The sequence below is a fragment of the Amycolatopsis sp. cmx-4-54 genome (assembly GCF_046548895.1).
Taxonomy (GTDB): Bacteria; Actinomycetota; Actinomycetes; order Mycobacteriales; family Pseudonocardiaceae; genus Amycolatopsis.
This window is the reverse complement of sequence record NZ_JAEBEJ010000014.1, coordinates 57,793-80,207: the sequence shown is the minus strand read 5'-3', so window position 1 is coordinate 80,207 and position 22,415 is coordinate 57,793. Positions and strand designations below refer to the sequence as shown.

At 69.9% G+C, this 22,415-nt stretch carries 17 protein-coding genes and 1 pseudogene; 8 read left to right on the top strand and 10 right to left on the bottom strand.

Going from position 1 to position 22,415, the window contains the following annotated elements; translation table 11 throughout:
• Positions 1-100 precede the first annotated feature (100 nt).
• Both ACLJQ7_RS35560 and ACLJQ7_RS35555 read left to right on the top strand, forming a co-directional pair.
• Positions 101-619 (top strand): hypothetical protein, encoded by a 519-nt coding sequence (locus ACLJQ7_RS35560; protein ID WP_410652552.1) that lies wholly within the window; start codon positions 101-103, stop codon positions 617-619.
• A gap of 82 nt (positions 620-701) precedes the next feature.
• Positions 702-1,016, top strand: a complete 315-nt coding sequence (locus tag ACLJQ7_RS35555) for a hypothetical protein (protein WP_410652551.1) — start codon at positions 702-704, stop codon at positions 1,014-1,016.
• Positions 1,017-1,025: 9 nt separating this feature from the next.
• Here the strand turns inward: ACLJQ7_RS35555 and ACLJQ7_RS35550 are convergent, their stop codons facing one another.
• The 4 genes from ACLJQ7_RS35550 to ACLJQ7_RS35535 all read right to left on the bottom strand — a co-directional run bounded on the left by ACLJQ7_RS35550 (position 1,026) and on the right by ACLJQ7_RS35535 (position 5,692).
• Positions 1,026-2,213 carry a cation:proton antiporter gene (locus ACLJQ7_RS35550; RefSeq protein WP_410652550.1) on the bottom strand — a complete coding sequence of 396 codons (1,188 nt, stop codon included), beginning with the start codon at positions 2,211-2,213 and terminating at the stop codon, positions 1,026-1,028.
• Between the two features lie 91 nt (positions 2,214-2,304).
• Positions 2,305-4,578 carry a protein translocase subunit SecD gene (secD, locus tag ACLJQ7_RS35545; protein WP_410652549.1) on the bottom strand — a complete coding sequence of 758 codons (2,274 nt, stop codon included), beginning with the start codon at positions 4,576-4,578 and terminating at the stop codon, positions 2,305-2,307.
• A gap of 58 nt (positions 4,579-4,636) precedes the next feature.
• Positions 4,637-5,014: a hypothetical protein gene (locus tag ACLJQ7_RS35540; protein WP_410652548.1), complete on the bottom strand. Its 378-nt coding sequence runs from the start codon at positions 5,012-5,014 to the stop codon at positions 4,637-4,639.
• A gap of 30 nt (positions 5,015-5,044) precedes the next feature.
• A complete protein-coding gene (locus ACLJQ7_RS35535; RefSeq protein WP_410652547.1) occupies positions 5,045-5,692 on the bottom strand; it encodes a maleylpyruvate isomerase family mycothiol-dependent enzyme in 648 nt (215 codons plus the stop codon).
• 105 nt (positions 5,693-5,797) lie between these two features.
• Between ACLJQ7_RS35535 and ACLJQ7_RS35530 the strand changes: the two genes are divergently transcribed.
• The gene (locus tag ACLJQ7_RS35530) at positions 5,798-6,211 is read left to right on the top strand and encodes a RidA family protein (protein ID WP_410652546.1); all 414 of its coding nucleotides are present in this window, start codon (positions 5,798-5,800) and stop codon (positions 6,209-6,211) included.
• 123 nt (positions 6,212-6,334) lie between these two features.
• On the opposite strand, the gene ACLJQ7_RS35525 is transcribed toward ACLJQ7_RS35530, so the two are convergent.
• Positions 6,335-10,792 carry an Ig-like domain-containing protein gene (locus ACLJQ7_RS35525; protein ID WP_410652545.1) on the bottom strand — a complete coding sequence of 1,486 codons (4,458 nt, stop codon included), beginning with the start codon at positions 10,790-10,792 and terminating at the stop codon, positions 6,335-6,337.
• A 238-nt stretch (positions 10,793-11,030) separates the two neighbouring features.
• Between ACLJQ7_RS35525 and ACLJQ7_RS35520 the strand changes: the two genes are divergently transcribed.
• Complete coding sequence (locus tag ACLJQ7_RS35520; RefSeq protein ID WP_410652544.1) at positions 11,031-11,957, top strand: hypothetical protein; 927 nt, start codon at positions 11,031-11,033, stop codon at positions 11,955-11,957.
• A 228-nt stretch (positions 11,958-12,185) separates the two neighbouring features.
• Here ACLJQ7_RS35520 and ACLJQ7_RS35515 read toward each other — a convergent pair whose 3' ends face one another.
• Positions 12,186-15,020 (bottom strand): ATP-binding protein, encoded by a 2,835-nt coding sequence (locus ACLJQ7_RS35515; RefSeq protein WP_410652543.1) that lies wholly within the window; start codon positions 15,018-15,020, stop codon positions 12,186-12,188.
• Between the two features lie 384 nt (positions 15,021-15,404).
• Here ACLJQ7_RS35515 and ACLJQ7_RS35510 point away from each other — a divergent pair, with 384 nt between their 5' ends.
• Both ACLJQ7_RS35510 and ACLJQ7_RS35505 read left to right on the top strand, forming a co-directional pair.
• Positions 15,405-15,995, top strand: coding sequence for a papain-like cysteine protease family protein (locus ACLJQ7_RS35510; protein WP_034316771.1), 591 nt, complete (start codon positions 15,405-15,407; stop codon positions 15,993-15,995).
• A 4-nt stretch (positions 15,996-15,999) separates the two neighbouring features.
• Positions 16,000-16,752 carry a hypothetical protein gene (locus tag ACLJQ7_RS35505; protein ID WP_410652542.1) on the top strand — a complete coding sequence of 251 codons (753 nt, stop codon included), beginning with the start codon at positions 16,000-16,002 and terminating at the stop codon, positions 16,750-16,752.
• Positions 16,753-16,798: 46 nt separating this feature from the next.
• On the opposite strand, the gene ACLJQ7_RS35500 is transcribed toward ACLJQ7_RS35505, so the two are convergent.
• Genes ACLJQ7_RS35500 through ACLJQ7_RS35490 form a run of 3 tightly spaced genes read right to left on the bottom strand, consistent with a single transcriptional unit; the run spans position 16,799 to position 20,057 of the window.
• On the bottom strand, positions 16,799-18,280 hold the full coding sequence (locus ACLJQ7_RS35500; protein WP_410652541.1) for a flavin-containing monooxygenase: 1,482 nt from the start codon (positions 18,278-18,280) through the stop codon (positions 16,799-16,801).
• Positions 18,277-19,125, bottom strand: coding sequence for an SDR family oxidoreductase (locus tag ACLJQ7_RS35495; RefSeq protein WP_410652540.1), 849 nt, complete (start codon positions 19,123-19,125; stop codon positions 18,277-18,279). The genes ACLJQ7_RS35500 and ACLJQ7_RS35495 overlap by 4 nt, the downstream gene beginning before the upstream one ends.
• The gene (locus ACLJQ7_RS35490; RefSeq protein ID WP_410652539.1) at positions 19,122-20,057 is read right to left on the bottom strand and encodes a patatin-like phospholipase family protein; all 936 of its coding nucleotides are present in this window, start codon (positions 20,055-20,057) and stop codon (positions 19,122-19,124) included. The genes ACLJQ7_RS35495 and ACLJQ7_RS35490 overlap by 4 nt, the downstream gene beginning before the upstream one ends.
• Positions 20,058-20,105: 48 nt before the next feature.
• Here ACLJQ7_RS35490 and ACLJQ7_RS35485 point away from each other — a divergent pair, with 48 nt between their 5' ends.
• Positions 20,106-20,768 (top strand): TetR/AcrR family transcriptional regulator, encoded by a 663-nt coding sequence (locus ACLJQ7_RS35485; RefSeq protein ID WP_410652538.1) that lies wholly within the window; start codon positions 20,106-20,108, stop codon positions 20,766-20,768.
• Between the two features lie 112 nt (positions 20,769-20,880).
• On the opposite strand, the gene ACLJQ7_RS35480 is transcribed toward ACLJQ7_RS35485, so the two are convergent.
• On the bottom strand, positions 20,881-21,834 hold the full coding sequence (locus tag ACLJQ7_RS35480; RefSeq protein WP_410652537.1) for a helix-turn-helix transcriptional regulator: 954 nt from the start codon (positions 21,832-21,834) through the stop codon (positions 20,881-20,883).
• A gap of 208 nt (positions 21,835-22,042) precedes the next feature.
• On the opposite strand from ACLJQ7_RS35480, the pseudogene ACLJQ7_RS35475 reads away from it, so the two are divergent.
• A pseudogene (locus ACLJQ7_RS35475) lies at positions 22,043-22,237 on the top strand (LysR substrate-binding domain-containing protein); the annotation flags it as partial.
• Positions 22,238-22,415: the final 178 nt, after the last annotated feature.

Genomic DNA, 22,415 nt, shown 5'->3' with positions numbered 1-22,415 from the left:
TCCCGGACACGCCACGGCTCCGGCCGATACTGTCACCACGGAACCGACGACGCCCTGGCCGCTCTCCCCCGCGGACCAGGTCGCGCGGGCGCGCCGTCCGGTGTTCAGCGAGGACTTCGGCCCCGCGCTCGCCGAGGCGATCGACGACACGAGCGAACTCCTGGTCACCGGGATGGCCCGCAACACCCTGGTGAACAACAGTTACGGCAGACTGGAAGAACGGTTGCGAGCCGGCGCCAAGATCCGGTTCGTGCTGATCGACCCGCGTTCGCCCGCGATCGGCACCGCGGCCTCCCGCTACTACGCCGTGCGATCTCCGGAAAGCGCGCGGGAACGGGTCCTCCACACGCTGCTGGTGCTGGCCGAACTGCACCGCTCGACCGGCGGCGACCTCACGGTCCGGCTCGTCGCGCATCCCGTCGCCACGGGAGTCATCGCCACCGGCTCGGCCCTGTTCGCCGAGTACTACACCTATCAGGCCGCGGGTGAGCCGAAGTTCGTGCTGCAGCCCTCGGACGGCGCGGCGTACCGGACCTTCCTCGACGAGGCGGAGGCGTTGTGGAACAGCGCGACACCGCACGACCTGACCGTGGACGACGTGGAGACCGCGGGCAACTGAGCCGATAACGGTTCGGGAACAGCGCCCACGTCTCTCGATTCCCCTCTCATAGAGTGCCTTTTTCGCGCCCAGGGGAGGGTTCGTGCACATCCACGCCAGACGCCGTTCCATCAGCTTCAGCGGCCGGACGGTCACGATCAAGGCCGCCGTCAAAGGACTCAAAAACAAGAAGCACACGTTCACCGTCGAGAAGATCAGCGGTATCAAGAACATCCCGCCGACGGCGTTCAAACCGGGAATGCTCATCTTCGAAGTGAACGGGGCGTCCAAGACGATCGTCGAAGACGTGCCCATGTACGCCGACAAGGTCGACATGAACACCTTCACCTACGGGGGCATGAATTCCAAGCACGTGAAGGAACTGGAAGCGGCGATCAGGAAGGCGATGAGCGGCTGACCAGCGGGGTCAGTGCCTCTTCGACTTGCGGTTCAGGAACGCCGAGGCCCCGACGCCGTGCGCGGCGACGCTCAGCAGCACGGTCACCGCCATCACGCTCAACGCGACGTCCGCCGCGTCCCCGTCGAGCGAGTTGAAGGCCAGCAGGCCGAACACGATCGACGCCGCGCCGCGCGGGGCCAGCAGGCCGATGGTCATCCGGTCCCGCCACCGGAAGTCCGTCCGCAGCAAGGTGAGCAGCACCGGGATCAGCCGCGCGACGGTCAGCGCGGCGACGCTGACGAGCACGATGCCCCACGTGAGGCCGAAGGTCAGCACCAGCACCGCGGTACTGCCGAAGACGAACCACATCAGCAGCCCGCACAGCGAACTGACGTCGTCGGCGAGCCCGAGCTCGTCTTCGCCGGGGTGCCGCGCGGTCTTGTAGGCGATCCCGCAGATGAACGCGGCGACGAAGCCGTTGCCGCCGATCGCGACGGCCGCGGTGTAGGTCAGCAGCGGCAGGGCGACGGCCGCGACCCGCGCGGAATGCCAGGTCGACCAGCCGTGCCTGGCCGTCACGTTCATCACCACCGCGGCCACCGCGCCGATGACGGAGCCCGCCAGCACGGCCAGCAACGCCGCCGGGATCGCGGTCTGCAACGCTTCGCCCGGCGTGTTCGCCTGGTGGTGACTCCCCGCGAGCGTGAGCGCGAAGATGAAGACCGGGGCGACGACGCCGTCGTTGTAGCCGCTTTCGACGTTCAGCAGATGCCGTACGCGTTCGGGCACCCGGACGTCGTGCACCACGGACGTTGCCGGGGCGAAGTCCGTCGGGGCGATGATGCAGGCGATCAGCAGGACCGCCGCCCAGCCGAGACCCGGCAGCGCCAGCAGGCCGACACCCATGACGATCAGGATCGTCAGCGGCAGCGCGATCAGCAGCAGCCGCACCGCGGTCTTGGCGTCGTGCCCGAGATAGCCGCCCTTGACCGCGGTGGCGTCCACGAACAGCAGCAGCGCGAGGATCAGTTCCGCCGCGTTGAGCGCGATCTCGGTGTTGAGCCCGTTGCCGAGATCGTTGCGGGTGGTGAACCCGATCGCCAGCCCCGCCGCGACCATCGCCATCGGCGCGGTGATCTGCCACCGCTCCAGCCTGGCCGCCGTCATCGTCCAAGCCAGCACGACGACCGCGCCGACGAGCACGCTCTGGATCATCTCCCCGCCCCTCGTTCCCGGTGGACTCCCCTGCCACCGGGAACGAGCTTAGAGGCCGGACCGAGTGCGGCGGTCCACAAAGGAACGTCGATCACACCACCGCGCCGTTGTCGTCCCGCTGTCGTGTCCGCGACGCCTTCCGGACGGGACGTCCGGCCCCGGGCCACCGCTTGTCGAGCAGGATCGCGACGGGACCGGCAGTGGCCACTGTGGACACTGTGCCCGCGACGAGACCGAGCAGGAGCGCGAGGGCGAAGTCGGCCAGCGATCCGTCTCCGAGGAACAGCAGCGCCCCGAGGACGAACAGCACCCCGATCCCGGTGTTGATCGTCCGCGGCAACGTCTGCAACACCGCCGTGCCGACGACCCGCGAGAACGGCTCCTTGCGGCGTAGCCCTCGTACCTCCCGCACCCGGTCGAAGACCACCACCGAGTCGTTGACCGAGTAGCCGATCACCGTCAGCAGCGCGGCGAGGAAGACACCGTCCATGGATTTGCCCAGCCAGGCGAAGATCCCGAGGATGATCAGGACGTCCTGCGCGAGCGCGGCCACCGTGGCCACACCGAGCCGCCAGTCGAACCGCACCGCCAGATAGATCAGCTGCGCCAGCACCGCGAGGCCGAGCGCGAGCACCGCCTTGGTGCGCAGTTCGGCGCCGAGGCTCGGGCCGATCTGCTCGTCGCGGATCTCGGTGGCGTCGCCCGCGACCCCGGCGACGGCGGCCCGGATCCGTTCGGTGGCGTCCTCGTCGATCGGCTCGGTGCGGACGGAGATGTCCTTCTCCCCGGACGTCTGCACGACGGCGCGGGGGAATCCGGCGTCGGAGACCGCGTCCCGGACCCGCTCGACGTCGGCGGGCGCCGAGGTGCTGTATTCGACGACCCTGCCACCGGTGAACTCGACGCCGAGGTTCGGGCCCGCCACGAACAGTCCCGCGATCGCGGCGATGACGACCGCGCCGGCCACCATCAGCCAGCGTTTCGGTTTCCCGAGGAACCCGGGGTCGCGGCGGTTCACCCATCGCCGGACCCGGCCCTCGTGGGTGAGCCCTGACAGCCGCGGTCTGCGCGCGACCACGCCCCGCATCGTGAGGTGCAGCAGCAGACGCGTGAGCACGAGCGAGATGAACAACGCCACGACGACGCCGATGGACAGGGTCACCCCGAATCCACGCACCGGGCCGGACGCCAGCCAGAACAGCAGCCCCGCGGCGAGCAGGGTGGTCACGTTGGAATCGACGATCGCCGACAGCGCCCCGCTGAACCCGCGGCTGACCGACCGCGGCAGCGAACCTCCCTGTTTGACGGAGTGTTCTTCTCTCGCCCGTTCGAAGACGAGCACGGTCGCGTCGACGGCCATGCCGATCGCCAGGACGAACCCGGCGAGGCCCGGCAAGGTCAGTGTCGCGCCGACGGCGAGCAGCGCGGCATAGGAAACGGCGGCGTACGCCACGAGCGCGCCGACGGCGATCAGTCCGGCCAGGCGATACACCGCGAGCAGGAACAGCGCGGTCAGCGCCAGGCCGATCACGGCGGCACGGGCGCTGGCGTCGATGGCGGCCGCGCCGAGGGTGGGCCCGACGGTGCGCTGCTCGATGATCTCGACCGGCGTCGGCAGCGCGCCCGCGTTGATCAGCAGCGCCAGATCCTTGGCTTCGGCCGGCGAGAACTGCCCGGTGATCTGCGTGCTCCCGCCGACGATCCCGACCCCGCAGGCGACCTGTGGGCTCACCTGCGGTGACGAGATCACCTTGTCGTCGAGCGCGATCGCCACCCGGCGGGCGGGATCCCCCGGCGGTGCGCACGCGGCCTGCCCGGTCAGCCGCTCCCAGGCACGACCGGCGTCACCTTTGAAGTCGACCGAAACGAGCCATCCGCCGCCGCCCTGCGAATCGATCGACGAGAGTGCCTCGTCGACGCCTTCACCGGTCAGCGCGGCGGGGCCCAGGGTGATCGGCTGCCCGCTCTCGTCGTTGAGGACGCGGGAGTCTCCAGAGGCGGCGGCGAGCACGGGATGGAAGGACAGCTGCGCGGTGCGGCCGATCACCTCGACGGCCTCGCGCGGATCCCGCACGCCGGGCAGTTCGACGATGATCCGTTTGTCACCGGAGCGGGCGAGCATCGGCTCGGCGACGCCCAGTGCGTCGACCCGCCGGCGCAGCACTTCGAGCGTCCGGTCGGTGGTCTGGGCGTCGGCGGTGACGGTGGGCGAATCCTTGGTCTCCAGCACGATCTGCGTGCCACCACGCAGATCGAGCCCCAGTCTCGGGGCGGTGGTCAGCAACAGGTACACGGTCGCGGCGAGGACGACCAGCGAGACGACGGCTCGCCCGGTCATGCCTCGCCGCGCGGTTTCGCGCGGCACGAAGTTCTCTCCTCGATGGGTTCCCGGTTCGGGCACGCGGACCGCGCGCCCGTCAGCGTCAGACGGCTGCCGGGAAGGGAGGAGCGCGATCCCCCAGCGCGAGGCGGTTCGCCATGCGCGAGGGAGGGGTGACGTCTTCGTGGAGTTCGCTGAGGCGGAGCAGCGTCGTCGACGCCGGCCCGTGCGGGACGGTGCCGAAGAGAGGCAGGTCACCGTGACCGTGCACACCCAGGAGCGCGGGTTCGGCGGCGAGCCTGCCCGCGGCGCGCACCGGCGCGACGGCCTTGGAGACCGAGGAGTCGACCGTCGCGTCCGCCCCGCGCGGCTCGTCCGCCGAAGCGGAACCGCCCGGGTGGAGCGCGAGGACCAGGCCGAGCGCGGTCAGCACGGCGGCGAGCAGCGCCTGCCCGGCCGTCCTCCGACTCTGCACCATCATCGACACACTCCTGGGGTCCTCGCCGACACCCTACTGGGATCCGGCCCGCCGCCGGAGGATCGGGACCCCGTCGCCGCCGAGTTCGCCGAGGTAGGCCGCCCGTCCGGTCATGGCCATGATCAGCGCCAAGGTCGTGCCCGAGACGAGTGGACCGGCCCCGGTGGCGAAGGGGCCGTCGATGGCTTGCAGCCGCATCCCGCCGATGCGCCCCTTCGCCGTCACCACCAGGTCCGACCCCTGGTAGTACTCGGCCAGCGCGGTGAGGACGTCGATCGGGTGATCGCGGCGGATGCCGAGCGGACGACGGATGTCCTCGCCGTGCACGATCGTCTCGCCGAGCATCGCCGGCTTCGGCAAAGGCGGTTTCGTCGTGCTGGTGACGACACCGCGGAACCGCTCCAGCGTCTCGGCGCCGTCGTCCCCCAACTGCTCGGCCAGCCGCATGGCGACCTGCTTGTCGAAGTCCCACCGGCAGCGGATCACGCCGGCCAGCCACCGCAGCGGGGTGAGGGTCGCGGCCGAGGTGAGATGCGCGAGCACCTCGCGCACCGTCAGCCCCGCGCACAGCGACGGTGTTCCCCATTGCTCTTCGGTGAGCTCCGCCAGGTCGTCCGCCAGCGCCGCCCGCTCGGCGTGGATCAGCGGCCAGACCTCGGTCTTCGTTCCTGAATTCGTCATCCGGAATCCCTCCAGTCGTCGTTGTCCGAAGGTGAGACCGCCGCCGCGCCCTGGAATCATCGGTACTTTGGAGGCGATTTCCTTGGTGGACGAGAGAGGGGCCCGATGATCCAGCGCTGGAATCCGGAGACCGTGGCGGCGCCTATCGGCCCCTACAGCCATCTGGTCCGCGTTCCCGCCGATCACGAACTCGTCGTCGTGTCCGGCCAGATCGGCGTCGGGCCCGACGGCGAACTCGCCGGGCCAGACGCCGAGTCCCAGACCCGGGCGTTGCTCGCCAACCTCCAACGGCTGCTCGAAGCCGCGGGCGCCGGACCGGAACACCTGGTCAAGGTGTTTAGCATGCTTTCCGGCACCGAGCACCTCGCCGGGTTCCGCACCGCGATGCGCGAAACCTTCACCCGCTGGTACCCCGAGGCGGACTGGCCTGCCCAGTCCCTCATCGTGGTGGCGGCACTGGCGAAACCGGAACTGGTCGTCGAGGTCGAAGCGCTGATCGCGGTGCCGAAGACCGGCTAGGACAGCCCCGTGCGATGCCGTCGCTCGTCCAGGCAGGGTTTTGGTGGCGCGGGGGTCGTGAGTGGTAATGGTCGCTCTAACGCTCTTTATCACTCACGACCCCTGCGCGACCCGCCCGCGTTCCTAGGACTCCCGGCGCCTCCGTCCGGCGAGCAGCAGCAGCGCGCCGATGGCCAGCATGCCCAGCGCCAGCACCGTCATCGTCTTCACCGGTGAGCCGGTCACGGCCAGCCCGGGCGGACGCGGGGTCGCCGGCGGCTGCGGGGTCGGCTTCTCCGGCGGCTGCGGCGTCGGAGGCTCCGGCGGCACGCGGGTGTCGGTGCCGCAGTCGGGGTTCGCCGAACCCGGCGGGCAGTTGCCGCCGGGGGTGTCCGACGTGACGACGTTGCGGAGGCGGTGGTCACCGGTCGCCGGCTTCCGCACGGTGACGACGTAGGTGACCGTGGCCCTCTCCCCCGGCTTGAGCTCGCCCTTCCACGTGAGCTTCGGCGCGGAATAGGTGACCGCTCCCGTACTGGCCTTGGCCGTGCCGTCGAAGGTGGCGTCGTCCAGCACCTGGGTGAGGTCGTCGGTGAAGGTCGCGTCGACGGCGGTCTGCCCGGTGTTCTCCACCGTGACGGTGTACGTCACGGCCTCGCCCGGCTTCGCCTCCGTCTTGTCGACGGTCTTCTTGATCTTCAGACTGGACAGGGGCGTCGTCGTCCCGCACTTCGGATCCTTGCTGCCCGGCGGGCAATTGCCCCCCGGAGTGCCGGATGTGACGACGTTGGTCAGCTTGCCGTCACCGTCGGTCTTGGTCACCTTGACGCTGTAGGTGACCGTCGCCGTCTGCCCGATCTCCAGGTCGCCGGTCCAGGTCAGCTTGGGTTCCTCGTAGGTCACCGAACCGATCGTCGCCGCACCGTCCTTCTGGAACACCGCGTCGTCGAGCACCTCGGTGAGGTCGTCGGTGAACGTCGCACCGGCCAGCTTCGTCTTGCCGGTGTTGCGCACGGTCACCGTGTACTTCACGACGTCGCCCGGGTTCGCCGTGGCCTTGTCCGCCTTCTTCTCCAGTGAGATGCCGGGCACCGGGGTGACGGTCGAGCACGCCGGGTCGTCGGACTGCGGCGGGCAAGTACCCGGGGTGTTGGTGCTGACGGTGTTCCGCAGTTCGTGGTCGCCGGTCACGGGGTTCTTCACCTTCACCGAGTACTTCAGCGTGGTCGAAGCACCCACCGGGAGATCGCCTGTCCACACCAGGTTCGGCGCGGTGAAGGCGAACCTCCCGGCGACCGGGGCCGCCGTGGCGTCGTCGGCGTAGTCGGCGTCGTCGAGCACCTCGGACAGATCGTCCGTGACCCGTGCGGCGTCCTCGCCGACCAGGTCGACCTTGCCGGTGTTCGTGACGACGACGGTGTACGTGACGACGTCACCCGGGTTCGCGGTCTGCTTGTCCGACGTCTTCTTGACCGTCAGTTCGCGGGACGGCACGTCCGCGACACAGTTCGGGTCGGTCGAATCCGGCGGGCAGTTGTTGCCGGGGGTGTCCGAAGTGACCACATTGGACAGTTTCCGGTCGCCGGGGTTCGGGTTCTTGATCTTGACCGTGTACGTGACGGTCGAGGTCTGGCCGATCTCCAGCGAGCCGGTCCACGTCAGCTTCGGCGCCGCGTAGGTGACGCCGCCGATGGTCGCCGCGCCGTCGTTCTGGTAGTCGGCGTCGTCCAGGACCTCGGTCATGTCGTCGGTGAAGGTGGCACCGTCCTGTTTGGTCTGCCCGGTGTTGGTGACGGTGATCGTGTACTTCACCGTGTCGCCCGGGTCGACCGACTTCTTGTCGGCGGTCTTCTTGATGAGCAGTCCGGAGATCGGGGTGGTCGTGCCACAGTCCGGATCGGTCGAGCCCGGCGGGCAGTTCCCGCCCGGGGTCTCCGAAGTGACCACATTGGACAGTTTCTTGTCTCCGTCGCCCGGCTTCTTCACCTGGACCGTGTAGGTGACCGTCGAGGTCTGCCCGATCTCCAGCGAGCCGGTCCACGTCAGCTTCGGCGTCGCGTAGGTGACCTCGCCGATCGTCGCCGCTCCGTCGTTCCGGTAGACGGCGTCGTCGAGGACCTGGGTGAGGTCGTCGGTGAAGGTGGCGCCGGTCAGCTTCGTCTGACCGGTGTTCTTGACCGTCACCGTGTACTTCACGACATCGCCTGGATTCGCCGACTGCTTGTCGACCGACTTTTCGATCAACAACCCCGAAACCGGCGTCGTCGTGCCACACTTCGGGTCGGTGGAGCCCGGCGGGCAATTCCCACCCGGAGTCTCCGACGTCACCACGTTCTTCAGCCGGTTGTCGCCGGTGTTCGGGCTCTTCACCTTGACCGTGTAGGTGAACTCCGCGCTCTTCCCCGCCGCGAGCGTGCCCGTCCAAGTCAGCTTCGGCTCCACATAGGACACCGCACCGGGCGACGCGGTGGCGTCGTTCCGGTAGACCGCGTCGTCCAGCACACCGGTCAGGTCGTCGACGACCTTGAGGTCCGCCGCGGTGACCCTTCCGGTGTTGGCGACGGTGACCTTGTAGCGCACGACGTCACCGGGATTCGCGGATTCCTTGTCCGCGGTCTTCGTCACCGTGTACGACGGTGATGGCACCTTGGTCTTCGCGCACGCGGCGGTGGGATCGTCCGGGCAGCGGTTGTCCGGCGGGACGACCGGCGGCGGTCCGGTCGGGACGTTCGCGCGGTTCACCAGTTCCTTGCCGATGGCGGCCTCTTCCACCTTCACGCGCACGGTCAGCGTGGCCGTCTCTCCGACGGCGAGGCCGTTCACGGCCCAATCGAGGGGCCCGGTACCGGACGCGGTGCCCTTCGAAGGAGTGGACGAAACGTAGGTCGTTCCCGGTGGCAAGGTGTCTCGCACCGTGAACGCGGGCACGGGGATCACCCCAGTGTTCCGCACGGCCACCCGATAGGTCAGGGTGTCGCCCGGGATCGCCTCGGCGAGGTCGACCGTCTTCGTCAGCTGGTATCCCGGCGAGGTGACCGTGTTCCGCACCGTGTTCGACGTGCGTTCCTGCGGCCGCCCGGTGTCCTCGCCGCGGAAGGTCAGCTTGCCGGTGTTGTCGAGTTTGGTGCCGTCCGGCACCGAGGCGCCGACCGTGACCTTGAAGTCCACCTTCTGCGCTTGCCCCGGCCTCAGGTTCCGCAGGTTGCAGGTGACCAGCTGACCGGCCGCCGAACAGTTCGGATTGGACCCGGCCACGAACGTGACGCCATCGGGCAGGGTGTCGGTGAGCACCACGTTCGTCGCGGTGTCGAGATCGGTGACACTGCCGTCGGCGTGCCGGTTGGCGACGTCGAAGCTGTAGGCGATCTCGCCGCCCTTGGTGACGTACCCCGGCGGATTGTCGTCGGTGTTGCCGACCGGATCGTTGGCCTTGGTGATCTGGAGGTCGGGTTCGAGCGCGTCGGTGACGAGCCAGATCGTCTGCGGGTACAGCGCGTCGCCGACGGTGCCGATCTTCACCTGGAGCGCGGTGGTCCCCGCGGGGACCTTGCCGGTGATGTCGATGCTGCGGGCGTCGTAGCCGACGTTGTTCACCGGATTGGGCTCGCGCGAGGTGACGTTCGCGCCCGAACCGGTGGCCGTCACCCGGTCGATGCGGCTGCTGAAGGCGTTGTCGGTCGCCACCCCGCCCGGCGCGGGCATGGCGATGGTCTGCAGGCTGGACGCGTCCGGGCCGACCTGGAGGTAGTCGCCACTGATGGGCGCGTCGCCGTCACCCGCGACGATGCCGAGTTCGACGTTGGGCCGACGCGAGGTCGGCGCCTTGATGCCGCTCAGCGCGATGGTCGCCGAACTCGGCGTGCTACCGCCGGCGACGCGCTGCAAACCGTCCCACACCTGCAGATACCGCAGGGGCTCGCTGGGCAGTTCGTAGGCGACCACCAGTGACCAGCCACCCCAGCAGCCGAGGTTCGTCCCGCTGATCGACTGGCCCTGGCAGGCCTGGATGTCAGCCACCGTGTACCGCCCGGTGCCGGCGTTCTCCACGAGAGACGTGACGTCGGCGGCGCCACCGTAGGCGTACAGCGTCGGGAAACCACCCGTCGTGGTCGCGGGGAACCAGTCGTAGGTCTGGGCGGTGATCCGCTGGTAGGAGTTCGAGCCAGGGGTCTTCATCGAGACCTGGTTGCCCCGGCTCCCGTCACCGGAGGTCCCGTTGCTGGCGACCGGGTTGAACTGCCAGTACAGCCGGGCGTTGAGCACCTTCGCGCCGGGCGGGACGTTCAAGCTCGCCGCGGAGGCGGTGTTCCCCGGCGCGGCCGGGTCGGTCTTGATCCACGACACCGGGCTCGCGTTGCTCGTGGACTCGTTGCAGACCACGCCGACGCCACATTGCACGACGGAGTTGGCGGCCATCGTGATACCGCCGTGTGCCAGCCCGGAGTACACCGGTTCCGGCCCGATCGGCCGTTCGGTGCCCGCTCCGCGCGGCTGGATCTGGGCGTTCGCGGGCAGCGGGGCGCCCATCAGCAAGGCCACGACGGCCACCGTGAGCACCGCGATGCCCCGGCGCCACCGATTCCGCCCACGACGTTCCGCCATGCCGCCTCCGCCTCACCCCTCGCTTCCGTCGGCCCAGGTCAGGACGGCGGAGACAGCGAGCCCAAGTGGTGGCCATCCTGGTTCGGCAAGATCATCGACGGCAACCGGGACCGGCGGTGACGCCTGGATAAAACCCGTTGAGTGGCCCCGAAACCCCCGGACGGGTGATGAATACACTGTCCACAACGGACGCGAAAGGGACTGGCGTTTTCGCCCGAAAACCGCCATCGTCGAACGCGTGATCGATCTTCCTTACCGCGGCTCCGGCCCGTATTGCTACACCCATTCCCTCGCGATGATGCTCGGCTCCGGGGCGCCGGGCGCCGACGTGCTCGAAACCGTGACCGGCAGCCCCTTCGGCATGCAGCTGATCGGCGGTTCGCTGCCGTTCTTCGACGCCTTCGGCTGGGATCCCGATCTCGGTATCGGCGAGGCCCTCGACGTCCTCGGCTGGCGCGCGGAAACGGCGAGCGAGCCGGATCCGGACGTCGCCTTCGCCCGGCTCGTCGAAAGCCTCGCCGACGGGCCGGTCCTGCTCGGCCCGGTCGAAATGGGCCACCTGCGCCACCAGCCGGGGATGACCGGCCCGATCGGCGCCGATCATTTCCTGGTCGCGCTCGACGCGGACGACGAGTCCGTCACCGCCCACGACCCGCAGGGGTACCCGTACGCGCGGATCCCGCGAGCGGATTTCGCCGCCGCTTGGCGCGCCGAAACGGTCGCGTACGGCAAACCGCACACGATGCGGACGAAGTTCGTGCGGCACACCGTCGTCGGAGACGAGGCCGCGATCGTGGCGTCGCTCCCCAGGGCGATCAGGCGGCTCAGCGGCGAGAACGACGGTGGGCTCCCGCCCGGCACGCTCGGCAACGGCGACGCGGCACTCGCGCTCGCCGTGCGGATTGGCGACGGCTGTGACCCGGAACTGCGTGGGCTGCTCATCCATTTCGTGGTCCGCCTCGGTGCTCGCCGCACGGCCGACGCCGCGGCGTGCCTGCGCCGGGTCGGCCGCGATGAGCCCGCCACCGTCCTCGCCACGCAGGCCCGGCTGATCGGATCGTTGCAGTACGACCTCGTCGTCGAGGACGACACACGCGCCGCCGAGACCCTCCGGGCGCTCGCGCCGACCTACGAAGAACTCAGGCGGGCGCTCACGTCATCCTGACGATTTCGCCCGGCTCGGTCAACGGAACGTAGTGGCCGGACCGCTCCGCGATCACGTGCCTGCCCCCGGGCGCGACAGGGTCACCCCGGGGGCGGCCGCGACGTTGCGAAAGCCACTTTCGCAACGTTGAAGGTTGCGAAAGTGGCTTTCGCAACGTCGCCGGGGTGGGCAGCTTCCCGGCTGAACGTCGATCGCGGCGTGAGCATGTCGCGGTTTCCTCCACGTCGCTCAGCGAACCGTGCCCTTGGGAAGGTCGCTGAGCAGGTCCTCGGTCAGGACGGTGCGCGAAGGCAGGCCCAATTTTCGGAGCGCCCGCCCGACATGGATCTCGACCGTCCTCGGGGACAGGAACAGCCGCTCACCGATCTCCCGGTTCGTGAGGTTGCGGGCGGCGAGCCGGGCGACTTCGAGCTCCCTCGGCGACAACGCTTCGCCGTATCCCTTGCGGCCGCGCCGCGGCATCTCCGGATCACACCGGCGCAGCGAACGACGACAGCGGAGCGCGTCCACAGCGGCGCCAAGCTTCGCGTACGTCGTCTCCGCGGTGGTGAAGGAAGCGACGGCACGTGCCTGTTCCCCGGCTTCGGAGAAGCATCCGGCCGCGAGTTCGTCGGCGTAGGCGGCGAAGTACGGGAGGGGCAGCGCGCTGTAGGCCCGCGCGGCACCGAGCAGCAGATCGCCGGCGGCGAGTGTTTCGCCACGCGACTGGGTGAGCATGCCGCGGCACAGCAGCGCCGACGCGTTCGCGACCGGGGCGTCCTTGCCGTCGATACCCTGCCGGTACTCCGCGAGGAGTTCGCGCGCTTCGACGTGCTGTCCCAGCCCGAGCATGGTGCGTACGGCGAACGGCATCAGCTCGGCCGCCCAGACCCAATTGTTCTTGCGGCGCACGGTTTCCAGGCCGAACTCGGCGAGGCGCCGCGCCGCCTGCAGGTCCTTGCCTGCCTGATGGACCGCGACGCGGCCCGCGTACGCCGAAGCCTGCACCGGGACGCTGCCCGCGGAAAGCGCGAACGCCGCGTCGAAACTGCGCAGTGCCGCCGTCGGCCGGTGCTGCCCGTACTCGTACCAGCCGAGCACCAGCAGCGGCTCGGCCGCCAGTGAACCGTCCTTGTCGACCCGCGTCAGCATCGCTCGCGCCTTCTCCGCGACGCTCGCCCACTCCCCCATCGCGAGGTCCAGCCGCAGTTCCGTGCCGTCGGCCAGCGCGTCGAGATAGGGCTGGTGGTCGTCACGGATCAGTCGCCGCGCCGTCGTGAGATAGGCCCGGGCCACCGGGTAGTGCCCGTTCCACGCCACCGCGTCAGCCAGGTTGATGTAGGTGCGGGCGACCTGGCGGCAGACCTCGGCCGACTCCGGGGCCCGCGGCAGGTCGGCGACCTCGTCCCAGGCCTCCGGATCGGCGATCTGCATCCGCGCCGAAAGCCGGTTCGCGGCGATCGCGGCGAGGAGCCCGGCATCGTGTTCCCCCTTGCTCACCCGTTCGGCCTCGTCGAGCCAGCGGAAGTTCTCCTCCACCGGGACGGTGCCGAATTGCGGGAGCGCCAAGGTGACCAGGCCCCTGGCGAGCAGTGCCTGCCGCCTGCCGAGGTCGGCGGCGCCGAGCTCGATCTCGAGCCTGCCCGCTTCGACCTTGCCGACCTGATTGATCAGCACCTGTCCGAGATGGACCCGGATCTCGCCCCGCGCGGCCTTGCTCAGCGGCCATTCGCGCAGGATCTCCCGCAGCAGCCGGACCGTACCGGCGTGCGCTATACCTCGCGGCAGTTCCCTGCCGAGCCGGACGGCGAACGATTCGCGCGCGGCCCGCGGGAGCTCCGTGTCCCGCAAGGCCGCTTCGAGCAGGCGGCTCGCTTCCTCCGTCCGGCCGTCTTCGAGGGCGTTGTCGACCGCGACACCGGTCCACTGTGTCCACGCGGTGATGTCGCCGGCCAGCCGCGCGTGACGGGCCACGAGGGACGCGACGGGTTCGGCGCTCGCGGCGAGCCGGGCGGCGGCGCGTCCGTGCATCGCGCACCGCCGAGGTCCGGGAAGCAACGCGTAGACCGCTTCGTCGATCAGCGGGCTCCCCGAGACGTAGCGGCCGCGGCCGAGATCCCGCAGCAGCCCCGCCTCCACCGCTTCGGTGATCGCGCCGGAGATCTCCCCGGGCGACGGTGCCGCGACCGCGCCCAGATCCGGTTCGCCGGCGGGCGATCCCAGCACCGCCGCCGCGCGGACGACGTCTTGCGCGGCCGGGCCGATCGCCGACATCAGTCCGGAGATCCGGCTTCGCACGAGCGGCGGCACGGTCGCCGACGCCAGCCTGTCCGCCGTAAGCGTCTCGGCCGTGTCGCCGACGCTCTGGACCAGAGCCGTCAGGTCCACGGCGATCCCGGACGTGCGCCGGTGCGCGGCTACGGCGAAATCCGGTGCGCAGCGGCCGAAGGACGCGTTCAGCAGGGTCCGCACCTGGACCGCGGTGAAGGCGGCGAGCGAGACATGCGCGGTGGTCTCGCCCAGCGGCGGGAATCTCCGCGGTCCGCACGCGGCCGCGCTCACCACCACGCTCAACGGTGGTGCCGGGGACACCGCGAGCCCGCGCAGGAACTCCCACGTGTCGTCGTCGGCGGCGTGGACGTCGTCGAGCACCAGTACCGCCGGACCGCAGCCGGTCAGTACTTCGCGCACGGCGCGGAACTCCTGCCGCCGGACGGTCTCGGCGTCCACGTTCTCCGGGAAGGGCGGCAACCACGGGGACCATTCGGGGATCAGCCGTCGCAGGACACCCGTCACCGGTGAGAAACCGGCCGCGTGGGCGGCGGCGACGTCGCTCTTCGGAAGCAACGCGTCGACCAACGGCGCCAGCCGGCACGGCCGCGCGAAGGACCCGCACCGGGCGGACCAGACCACCCGCGACGCGATCCCGTGATGGGCGGCCAGTTCCGCGAGCAGACGGCTGCGGCCCACACCCGGTTCGCCCTCGACGACGGCGACCGACGGCGGGCGCGAGGCGGCGCGCACCAGTTCGGCCAGTTCGGTGTCGCGGGCCACGAACACCGGTGCCGCACCGATCGTCGGCATGCTCGGGACCCTACCGATCGGACACCCGCCGAAAGGCGGGAACACGAACAGTGACCACGCTCCGCACGCTTTCCGCTGGTCCACACCACTGGAGTCACGACGTCTCCACACCGTTAACTCGAACGGGCGACGACGACCTGCGGTGACACCGGCACCCGTAGCGGCAATACGGACCCTTAGGTATTGCCGCGAACCTTGCCACGGGACCACCAGAGGGTGAATCTCAGACTATTCGCAATGCCCCTCTGTCACCTCTCCCCAGCGCACACCCCCTGCTCGCGCCGGTCGGTCACCCAGTCGGGTAGCCGAAGTCCCCACCAGTCCCTTACGGGTAACCACCGCGCTTGCTTCGCGTTCGACCATCCAGTTAGGAGTGTTCCGACGGTGAAGACCTCATTCAGGCGCGGGCTGGCCACCGCCTTCGCCGGTGTCGCCGCGTTGGTCGCCTTGCAGGCGCCCGCTTCCGCGGCGCCCGCCGTCACGGCGGCCACCACGATCCCGATCAGGATGCAGGCACAGGAGAAGAGCAACTGGTGCTGGGACGCCAGTGGCAACACGATCGCCGCCTGGTGGGGGCATTCCCTCACCCAGACGAAGTTCTGCCAGATCGCGCACAACGAGTCCGGAACGGACTGCGCGAACAACCAGGGTTACCTGAGCGATCAGCAACGGGTGTTCCGCTGGCTGGGCTTCAGCAACGTCGGCACCTACAGCTCGTCCGGCCAGACGCTGAGCTTCGCCTCCATCAAGAGCCAGGTCGACGCGCGGCAGCCGATCGGCACCCGGATCGGCTGGCGCAACGGCGGCGGCCACATGCACGTGCTCTACGGCTACGACAACACCAACGGCGCGACGACGGTGTACTACGGCGACCCGTGGGGATCGAGCCCCCGCTACAACCAGATGAGCTACAACGCCTACCGGTCCAACAACTCGTTCACCTGGACCCACACCGTCTACGGGATCAAGGACTGAAACCATGAAGCGAACCTTCCTCGGCGCCACGATCCTCGCCCTCGGACTGTCACTGGCGCTCGGCGGCCAGTCCTCCGCCGCCGACGCCCCCAGCGGCGCGCCCACCGCCGCCGACCTCGCCGCGGTGTCCACTGTGGTCACCAGTGACGCGACCACCCAACGGCTCGCCAAGGCGCAGTTCCCCGGCGCCGCCAAGGCGGACGCCGCCGTCGCCGCCAGGACCGCCAAAGCAGATCCGCGGACACCGGTCGCGGTCTACCAGCCGACCGCGGCCTTCATCGCCGGTACTTCCTCCGTCCCGGCCGAGCTCGCCTACGTCGCCACCCCCGCCACGCTGGGCAACGGTGACGCGGCGACCGTGTGGTCGCAGCGCGAGGGCTCGGGCTGGTCGGTCTACAACGTGGCCACGGGCGATGTCGAAAAGCGCCTCGCGGCGCGGGTCGGCAAGGGCTATCTCCTGAGCGAACCTCAGGCGGGCGCCTGGTACGCCGTCGACGGGGACACCGTGACCGTCCTCGACGGCTCCTCGGTCGCGAAGACCGGCGAGAAGATGACGCTCGCCGCCTACCGTGAGGCCCTGCAGAGCCGCTACGGCGACAAGCTGCCCGGCTCGACCTACGACCGGACAGGCGCCGCCGGCGGTTACGGTGCCACCCCGGTGGGCGGCACCGAGGTGCCGTGGTGGCCGTACGCGCTCGGCGCGCTCTTCCTCGCCGCCACGGGCACGGCCGTCACCCTGCGGCTCCGCAAGCAGTAAGCGCCAGGGGTGCCGGGGCCGCGCGGGGTCCCGGCACCCTCGCCCGCTAGGCGAAGGTGTAGTCCTCGACGGGGAAGCTCTGCGCCTCCTTGATGGCGTTCAGCGTGGAGGACGGGCGGAGCAGTGTCGCCTCCCCGTGCGGGTTGAAGTAGTAGCTGTTCGCCGGGGCGCAGTTCCCGAGGGTGAAGATCGAGTCGCCGAGGCGTTCGGTCATCCGGTCGAGGAACGCGTCGTTGGCCTCCTGCGTGACCTCGAACTCCGTCGCGCCGCGCCGCCGCATGGCGCCGAAGAGCCGGTCCATATGCCGCATCTGCGTCTCGATGGTGGTGAAATAGGACAGTCCCGAGTAGGAATACGGGCTGTTGAGCGAGATGAAGTTCGGGAACTTGGGGATCGCCACCCCCTCGTAGGCCTGGAAACGGTTCTCCCGCCACCATTTGCCGAGGTTCCGGCCGTCGCGTCCGATGATCTCGATCGCCGGGAAGTTCGCCTCCCACAGGTCGAATCCGGTCGCCAGCACCAGGACGTCGATCTCCCGTCGCGCTCCGCCGGCGGTCTCGATCCCGGTTTCGTCGATCTTCGCGATCGAGGTCGTCTCCAGGTGCACGTGGTCCTTGGTGAAGGCCGGGTAGTACTCGTTGGAGAACGTCGGACGCTTGCAGCCGAACGAATAACGAGGCGTCAGTTCCGCGCGCAGCCGCGGATCCCGCACCTGACGGCGCAGATGCGCCAGGCACCAAAGCTTGCCGAGCCGGTTCGCCATCGGCAGTTGCTTGTAGTGCAGGACGCCGGACACCATCATCAGTTCCAGCAACGCGGTCCCGGTCAGCCGGGCGGCCCGCTGGGTGAGCGGGACCGCGGCGAACGCGCGCCGGACCGCCTTGGGCACCGGGAAGTCCAGTTTGGGGCTCACCCAGATCGGCGTCCGCTGGTACACGGTGAGCTCGCGGGCGATCTTCGCGATTTCGGGGATCAGCTGGACCGCGGTCGCGCCGGTGCCGATCACCGCGACCCGCTTGCCCGCGAGGTCGTAGTCGTCGTCCCAGGCGGTGGTGTGGATGACCTTGCCGCCGAACGTGTCGATCCCGGCGATATCGGGTTTCTTCGGCTGGGAAAGGAAACCCGTCGCGGTGAGGAGATATTCGGCGGTGACCGGCCCGCCCTCGGCGAGCGAGACCGTCCAGTGCGCGTTCGCCTCGTCCCAGACCGCGCCGGTGACCACCGAGCCGAAACGCATGTAGCGCCTCAGCCGGTATTTGTCCGCGACGTGCTCGGCGTACCGCTTGAGCTCCGCGCCCGGCGCGAAGAGCCGCGACCAGTGCGGATTCGGCTCGAACGAATACGAGTAGGTGGCCGACGGGATGTCGACGGCCAGCCCGGGATAGCGGTTCACATGCCAGGTGCCGCCGAGGTCGGACTCGCGTTCGAGGATGAGCAGGTTGTCGTAGCCGAGCCGGTTGAGCTGGATCGCCGCGCCCATCCCGCCGAAACCGGCCCCGACGACGACGGCGTCGTACTGCGCTTTCATGCGTTTTCCTCCCGGTGGGTGTCCTGGTCGAGGCGGGCGCGGTAGCCGTCCCGCTCGGGTGAATCGGGCCGCAGTGCGCGGTCGTCGCGAACCAGCCGCCGGAACGCGTTGAGCGCCGGTTCGGGCGTCACGGCCGCGAGGGTGGCGAGCGCGCCGACGTAGCCGGGCACGGCGATCTCCGCCGCGCGGCTGCGCACGGAAGCCACGACGGCGTCGGCGATCCGGCCCGGTTTCACCTTGGGGATCGGCCGCATGTCGAGTCCCGAGGCCAGCGCGGTGTCGACGGCCGACGGCAGCACGGCGGAGACGCTCACGCCGTGCGGCGCGTACTCCAGCCGGGTCGCCGCGGTCAGCCCGACGACGGCGAACTTGCTGGCGTTGTAGATCGCCAGCCCTTTGACGGGGAACTTCCCCGCCAGCGAAGCGACGTTGACGATATGGCCGCGACCGCGTTCCAGCATGCCGGGCAGGGCCAGCCGCATACCGTGGACGACGCCGAAGACGTTGACCTCCATGGTCGCCCGGTTCAGCGCGTCGGAGAGGTCGAGGAAACCGCCGTTCGGCATGATCCCGGCGTTGTTGACGAGCATCGCGAGCGGTCCGTTCGCCTGCTCGGCGTCACCGAAGAAGGCGGTGAATGAGGCCGGATCCGCGACGTCCAGTGGGTGCGCGGTGCCACCGACGTCGGCGGCGGTCCGTTTCGCGGCTTCGAGGTCGAGATCGCCGATGGACACGCGTGCGCCGAGCGCGGCCAGGCGTTCCGCGGTGGCGCGGCCGATACCTTGCCCCGCACCGGTGATCGCGACGTGCGCGCCGTCGAGATCGATATCCGGGTACTTGCTCATGCGCGCACTCCCTCTCGTTCGAAGGCGTCGGCGACCAGGCCCGGCGCCGTCCTCAGCGCCGTGGCGAGCACGTGCTCGCGCCGCCGTGCGTCCATGAAGTTGGCGCCCATGGCGGCGAGATCGGCGGGCCCCGGTTCGATCCGGACCACCCGGACGCCTGCCGCGCGCAGCCGCCGTGTCTCCTCGTCGACACGCCTGGTCATCGCCGTCCGCAGCAGCCGCTCAAGGCGGGCCGGACCGCGTGCCGACGCTCCGCCCTCGCTGCTCATCGGCGCGATGAGCACGACTTCGCCGACGTCGTGGCCGAGCAGGAGATCGGCCGAGGTCGGGGAGACCGTGCCGCCGTCGATTAGCGGCCGTCCGTCCACAACGGACGGTGGGAACCAGCCGGGGATGGCCCACGACGCGGCGATCGCCTCGCCAAGGCGCGCGGGCGGCGCTCCCGGGGAGCCGAGCGCGATCCGTTTCCCCGTCGGATCCGCGGCCATCAGCCAGGTCGCGGGATGCGGAACCCAACCGCCGGGGGCCAGCGCGTCGCCGAGTTCGCGCAGCCAACCGGCGTCTCCCCTGCCGCGTGGGAGAAGACCCGCGAGACCGGCGAGGAGGTCGACGTCCCGGCGCAGCGCTGCCCGGACCAGTCCCGCCGCCGGCCAGCGCGGATACGGCACCGGGGGAAACCTGTCCGGCACTCGCGCGACATGCGCGGCGACCACGGCGTCTCCACCGGGCGCACCGGCGACCGCGTCGAGGATCGCCTTCGCCGGGATGCCCGCCCCGAGCATGGCCACCGCCTCGGCTCCTGCCGACGTCCCGACCAAGACGTCCGCCTCGCGGGGATCCCAGCCGAGCGCGTCGAGGACCGCGGCGGTCCAGGCGAACCCCAGGGTCCCGCCGCAGCCGACCACCAGCGCCCTCGCGGAATGACGTGTCATTTCCGGAACGGTATGTCATTTGAACGCGCCGGGCAATAAGCTGGCGGGATGACGACGGAGACCCCGGTCAGCAGGGCCGCACGGAAGAAGCAGGAACTACGGCGCGAGATCGTGGAGACCGCGTTCGACTGCTTCGCCGAACGCGGCTACCACGCGACGGGGATCGCCGACATCGCCGCCCGGCTGGGCATCGGGCACGGCACGTTCTACCGGTACTTCCAGAACAAACGCGACATCGTCGACCACGTCATCACGGACCTGGTCGAGAAGGTGGTCGGCGCACTGGCCGCTGACAACGCGCCGGACGCGGTCAACAGCCTCGCCGAGTACCGCAAGCAGAGCGCGCGGATCGGCGACGCGCTCGCCCGGATCTTCGGCAGCGACCCGCGGATGGCCCGGTTCCTCCTGCTCGAAGCGGCGGGCATCGACGCCGAGATGCGGGAGCGGGTGCTGGACTTCTACGAGACCGCCGCCGAACTGACCGCCGGCTACCTGCGTCACGGCGTCCGCCTCGGCTATCTGCACGAGGACCTGGACATCGACTCCACCGCCCGCGCGATCAACGGGATGATCCTCGCGTCGATCCTGTCCGAACTGCGGGACCCGTCACCGGAGCGGCAGGCCGCGATGAGCCGGGCGGTCCGCCGGGTCATGTACGACGGGATCGCGGCGGTGCCCGCTGAGGCGACCGGCCGGCCGGTCCGGTCATGACGCACCGGTGAGCGGGGGCTCGACGTCACCGGTGGCCAGGATTAATGGAACAGGGGTCCGGGCACGCGGGGCTACCGGTCAAAACGCACACTCGCACCGACGAAAACGAACCTCAGGGTCTCCGCAGGGTGCTGCTCGGCGATTCACCGAAGGCGGCGCGGTACTGCGCGCTGAACCGGCTGCCGTCCAGGAAACCCCACTTCGCCGCGACGCCGGTGACCGTCGTGCCGTCGCCGGGTCCGGCCGCGCGGAGTTCCGCTCGCACCTGGTCCAGCCGGACCCGGCGCAGGTACGCCATGGGGGTGGTGTCCAGATGCCGCCGGAACGCCAGCTGCAGGGCACGCACCGAAACCCGGCACGCGCGGGCGATGTCGGCGACGTCGAGGTCGAGATCCGGATTCGTCTCCAGGAAAGCGATCCCGCGCCGCACGGTGCCCGGGGCGGTGTCCCGCCGGTCGCACGGGCGGCCATCGCCCGCGCCCGTGGTGAAGGTGTCCAAGGCCATGGCCGCCATCAACCGCCCCACCGCGTCGAGCACCAGCGGACCGCTCTCGGCGCCCGGTTCGGAGAACAGCCCGGTCACGTATTCGACCGTCCGGCACCATCGTCGCGCCTTCTCCGGGCTCACCGGCTCGTACCACAACCGCTCGACCGCGGCGCCGTCCTGCGACGGATCGGCCCCGGTGAACAACGCCAGGTCGATGCCGGTGACCTGCAGTCGCGTACCGTGCATACACGTCCGATAGCCGTGACCGGGATGCGGACCGGCGAACACGTCCCCGGGGCCGAGCCTGCGATCGTTGATGCCGTCGTCGATCTCGATTTCCCCGCCCAGTACCCGCAGCAGCACCATCCTGCCGAGTGGCTGGACGGCGACCTCCGTGGTCAGCGTGTTGTACAGGAAATCGAGATGCACATCGCCGAGATCACAGCGATTGTGCTCGAATCGGTAGTTTTCGACGCTGCCCCGGACGCGCAACCGGTTGTCGCGGTACGCCTCGGCGATCAGGGCACACGCCTGCCCCGGATCGGTGGTCGCGAACTCCGTCAGTACCGGTTCGTGCATCAGACCACGCCTTCTTTCCGTTCGCCCGTAACGAAAAGTCCGCCGGCCGGAACGCTACCGTCACTCGGCGGGCCCTACCAGGGGCATATCGGCGTCATCCGGCTGGCCGGAACGGACCATCCGCGCGATCGAGGATCGCCCTGGCCCGTGCTTCGACCGGCTTGTCGATCATCCGGCCGTCCGCCACGGGCCCGTCCCGTTCGCCGAAGTGGCCGCACATCCGCTGGTCATGCCCTCCGAGGGGCACGCGCTGCGCACCCTCATCGACGGCGCGGCCCGCGAGGCGGGCGCCGAGGCGGAGGTCGCCGTGCAGACCAACGCCATGACCCTGCAGAAACGCCTCGTGCTCGGCGGGCACGGCTGGACGGTCCTGCCCGGTATCGGCCTCGCGGCGGACGTCGCGGACGGCGTCCTGAGCGCGGCTCCGGTGTGCGAACCGGAGGTCTGGCGCACCGTCGTACGCTCAGGACGGGCGCGTCACGCCCGCCGTCGACGCCGTCGCGCGGGCGCTGGTCCGGCAGATCCACCGGACCGTGCGGGAGGGCGAATGGACCTCGGCACGGTTCTGGGAAGACCGAACA

Coding starts and splice junctions, on each gene's coding strand:
- ACLJQ7_RS35550 (WP_410652550.1), bottom strand. CDS start 2,213: ATGATCCAGAGCGTGCTCGTCGGCGCGGTCGTCGTGCTGGCTTGGACG.
- ACLJQ7_RS35540 (WP_410652548.1), bottom strand. CDS start 5,014: ATGATGGTGCAGAGTCGGAGGACGGCCGGGCAGGCGCTGCTCGCCGCC.
- ACLJQ7_RS35535 (WP_410652547.1), bottom strand. CDS start 5,692: ATGACGAATTCAGGAACGAAGACCGAGGTCTGGCCGCTGATCCACGCC.
- ACLJQ7_RS35530 (WP_410652546.1), top strand. CDS start 5,798: ATGATCCAGCGCTGGAATCCGGAGACCGTGGCGGCGCCTATCGGCCCC.
- ACLJQ7_RS35525 (WP_410652545.1), bottom strand. CDS start 10,792: ATGGCGGAACGTCGTGGGCGGAATCGGTGGCGCCGGGGCATCGCGGTG.
- ACLJQ7_RS35515 (WP_410652543.1), bottom strand. CDS start 15,020: ATGCCGACGATCGGTGCGGCACCGGTGTTCGTGGCCCGCGACACCGAA.
- ACLJQ7_RS35505 (WP_410652542.1), top strand. CDS start 16,000: ATGAAGCGAACCTTCCTCGGCGCCACGATCCTCGCCCTCGGACTGTCA.
- ACLJQ7_RS35500 (WP_410652541.1), bottom strand. CDS start 18,280: ATGAAAGCGCAGTACGACGCCGTCGTCGTCGGGGCCGGTTTCGGCGGG.
- ACLJQ7_RS35495 (WP_410652540.1), bottom strand. CDS start 19,125: ATGAGCAAGTACCCGGATATCGATCTCGACGGCGCGCACGTCGCGATC.
- ACLJQ7_RS35490 (WP_410652539.1), bottom strand. CDS start 20,057: ATGACACGTCATTCCGCGAGGGCGCTGGTGGTCGGCTGCGGCGGGACC.
- ACLJQ7_RS35485 (WP_410652538.1), top strand. CDS start 20,106: ATGACGACGGAGACCCCGGTCAGCAGGGCCGCACGGAAGAAGCAGGAA.
- ACLJQ7_RS35480 (WP_410652537.1), bottom strand. CDS start 21,834: ATGCACGAACCGGTACTGACGGAGTTCGCGACCACCGATCCGGGGCAG.